Source organism: Actinocrinis puniceicyclus (assembly GCF_018283645.1).
Lineage (GTDB): Bacteria > Actinomycetota > Actinomycetes > Streptomycetales > Catenulisporaceae > Actinocrinis > Actinocrinis puniceicyclus.
Genome location: NZ_JAGSXH010000240.1, coordinates 1 through 3,518, shown reverse-complemented (window position 1 = coordinate 3,518; position 3,518 = coordinate 1). Strand labels below are relative to the sequence as shown.

The 3,518-nt window shown below is 65.4% G+C and carries 3 protein-coding genes and 1 pseudogene; all 4 read left to right on the top strand.

Annotated elements, in window-relative coordinates:
- Positions 1-102 precede the first annotated feature (102 nt).
- A complete protein-coding gene (ltrA, locus tag KGA66_RS28320) occupies positions 103-1,386 on the top strand; it encodes a group II intron reverse transcriptase/maturase (protein WP_211472546.1) in 1,284 nt (427 codons plus the stop codon).
- Between the two features lie 65 nt (positions 1,387-1,451).
- Positions 1,452-2,015: a group II intron maturase-specific domain-containing protein gene (locus KGA66_RS28315; RefSeq protein WP_211472544.1), complete on the top strand. Its 564-nt coding sequence runs from the start codon at positions 1,452-1,454 to the stop codon at positions 2,013-2,015.
- A gap of 196 nt (positions 2,016-2,211) precedes the next feature.
- Positions 2,212-2,844: an HNH endonuclease gene (locus KGA66_RS28310; RefSeq protein WP_312887108.1), complete on the top strand. Its 633-nt coding sequence runs from the start codon at positions 2,212-2,214 to the stop codon at positions 2,842-2,844.
- A gap of 473 nt (positions 2,845-3,317) precedes the next feature.
- A pseudogene (locus KGA66_RS28305) lies at positions 3,318-3,518 on the top strand (hypothetical protein); the annotation flags it as partial.

Sequence of the window (3,518 nt, the reverse complement as noted above, 5' to 3'; positions counted from 1 at the left end):
GTCCCGTAGTAGCGGTGATGTCCCTGTAATGGGGGCGGAGCGAAGGGGGCGGGTTGTCCTGGTTCGTTCGGCTGGTCAACCGGAGTGCCCGGGAGGAGCTCGGTGGACGGATCGAAGTCGCAGGTCAAACCGTTTGTGATCTCCAAGAGGCTGATATGGGAGGCGTTTGAGAGGGTCAAGGCCAACCGGGGTGGGCCCGGGGTCGACGGCGTGACGGTCGAGCAGTATGAGCAGGGCATGCAGAACAACCTGTTCAAGCTGTGGAACCGTATGTCGTCGGGCTCGTACTTCCCGCCGCCGGTCAAGGCCGTGGAGATACCCAAGGCCGGCGGGCGAGGGGTTCGCGTGCTCGGGGTACCTACCGTGGAAGATCGCGTGGCGCAGACGGCGGCGGCCATGGTGCTGGAGCGGAGGGTCGAGCCGATCTTCCATCCGGACTCTTATGGCTATCGTCCGGGGCGCTCCGCGCTCGATGCGGTCGGGGTGTGCCGGATGCGGTGCTGGCGGAGCGACTGGGTGATTGATCTTGATATCCGGGCGTTCTTCGACAGCGTGGATCACGAGCTGATGGTCAAGGCGGTCGAGCGGCATCTGACGGCGGAGACGAGGTGGGTGCTGCTCTACGTCAAGCGGTGGCTGGTTGCACCGCTGCAACGCAGGGACGGCACCCTGGTGGCTCGGGAGCGCGGTACTCCACAGGGTTCTGCGATTTCCCCCGTTTTGGCGAACCTGTTCATGCACTATGCGTTCGATATGTGGCTGGCCCGGCACTGTCCGGGGGTCTCGTTCGAGCGCTACTGCGATGACGCGGTGATCCACTGCGCGAGTCGGGAGCAGGCCGAGCATGTTCGGTCCGCCCTGGCGACACGGTTGGCGCAGGTCGGTCTGGAACTTCATCCGGACAAGACGCGCATCGTGTACTGCAAGGACGCCGACCGGCGTGGCGATCATGAGGTCACGTCGTTCACGTTCCTGGGGTACACGTTTCGTCCGAGGCTGGCCAAGAACAGGTACGGGAAGCACTTCGTGAACTTCCTGCCCGCGGTCAGCAAGGACGCGATCAAGGCGATGGGCCGGGAGATCCGTTCCTGGCACCTCGCGCGGCGCAGCGACAAGTCCCTCGGCGACCTGGCACGCATGTTCAACAACATCGTGCAAGGGTGGATCAACTACTACGGGCGCTTCTACAAGTCCATGTTGTATCCCCTGCTACGGCGCATCAACGACCATCTGGTGCGCTGGGCCATGCGCAAGTACAAACGGCTGCGCCGACGCGAACAGCGGGCACGCGAGCTGATGGCGGAGGCCTCCCGGCGCTCCCCACAACTCTTCGCGCACTGGCGCATCGGGCTAAAACCCGGCGGCTGGACGATGGGAGCCGTGTAAGCCGAGAGGTTTAAGCACGGTTCTGCGAGCGGCGGCGGGTGCGATCCCCGCCGCCGACTCTCCCGGTGATCCACTGCCGGTCACTGGAGCAGGCCCGAGCCGTCCTGGCCGCGCTGCGGTCCCGGATGACGGAGGCTGGGCTGGAACTGCACCCGGACAAGACGAAGATCGTGTACTGCCAGGACAGCAACCGTCGTGGGAGCGGGCCCGGTCCGGGCTACCCGCACACGCAGTTCACATTCCTGGGGTTCACGTTCCGGCCGCGCAGGGCGGTGAACAAGAACGGGGTGCATTTCACCTCGTTCCAGCCTGCGATCAGTAAGGAAGCCCTGAAGAAGCTGAGCGAGAAGGTGTGGTCCTGGCGGCTGCACCGGCGCACCGATAGTGAAGCCGCCGATCTGCGCAGGCTGGTGAACCCGGTACTGCGCGGGTGGATCAACTATTACGGGCGCTTCTACCGCTCGGCGCTGTACCCGCTGCTCCACCGCGTCAACACCTATCTGATGCGGTGGATCAGGAAGAAATACCGGGTCAACGTGAAGCAGGCACGCCGCCGCTTGGCGGACGGTTACGCGCTCGCACCCCGGTACTTCGCTCACTGGGCACTCATGTACCCGACTCGCCTGTGACCAGAGCGACAAGAGCCGTATGACGAGAGATTGTCACGTACGGATCTGTGGGAGCCCCGGGCTGAAACGCCCGGGGCGACCCGACCACGCCCGCACCGGCGCGGCGAGATTCCTCGGCTATGAGATCACCGTGCAGCACGGCAGCACCCGGATCACCCATCGACGCAGGTCGGTCAACGGAGTGATCAGGTTGCGAGTGCCGACTTCGATGATCGAGGCCAAGTGCTCCCCGTATATGAAGCGCGGCAAACCCGTGCACCGCTCCGACCTGATGGGCTCCACCGACCGGGAGATCATCGGGCGGTTCGGGGCTGAATACCGGGGCATCGTCCAGTACTACCTGCTGGCATCGGACGTCTTCCGCCTGGACCGGCTCCACTGGGTGATGGAGACCTCGATGCTCAAGACGCTGGCGGGCAAGCACCGCTCGACGGTCTCGGCCATGTCCCGGAGATACCGGGCCAGGATCGACACACCGTACGGGCCCTACAAGTGCTTCCAGGCCACTACCACGCGTCCCGGCAGGAAACCGCTGGTCGCAAGGTTCGGCGGAGTTCCGCTGCGGCACAACAGGAAGGCGCTGATTGTGGACAAGTCCGCGCTCGCGCCCCCGGTCCGGCGCAAGGAGTTGGTCTCCCGGCTCCTGGCCGGCCGCTGCGAGCTGTGCAACGGACACGACGAGATCACTGTCCATCACGTCGCCAAGCTCGCCGATCTGTCCGGCCGCAGGCAGCCACACCCGCACTGGGTGACGGTGATGCTCAGGAAAAGGCGCAAGACCCTCGTGGTCTGCCGCGACTGCCACCACCTCATCCACCACGGAGGCTGACAGAGCACGAAGATCGCTGGAGAGCCGCCTGCGGTGAAAGTCGCACGGGCGGTTCGGGCCGGGGGCCGCCCTTTCCCCAGAGTTCAGGCGAACTGAAGGGTCTTCGGGGTGAACTGTGGTTCGGGTGTGTTCTATGGGTGATTCGGATCCTTGGGTTCGCAGGGGCCGCGGTGGAACGTGCGCCCGAGGTGTGTCGGGCCGGCGGCGGGTATGCAGATCTGGGGCTCGTCGACGCACCAGCGGAACAGGGCGAAAACCGGCGGCGACGGCGGCGAGGTGGGACGACGCCAGTCGGCGAGCCGCCGGCCCGAAGACTGCTCGCCCCGGCCGACCAGCCTCGACTTCACCTGCAGCGGGGATTCTTCAGCAGGGTGATGAAGGCTTCGAGAAACCTGAAGCTCCGTCATCAAGCCACGGGCGCGTCCACGGAGCGGCAACACGCTGGTCAGGCTGTTCTCAGCCCGTTACCGACCATGGGAACTCTGGGGATATTTGTTAGGAAAAGGACCCGCACCACGCGGGCACCTCGCCGACGGCCTACCGGTGCTCCGCTGGCCGGGTGGTGCGCCAACACCCAGGAATGCCTGGCGATGCTGCTGCGCCCCGGCAGCGCGGGCAGTAACACGGTGGCCGACCACCTGCAGGTGCTGGCCGCGTGCATCGCGCAGATCCCG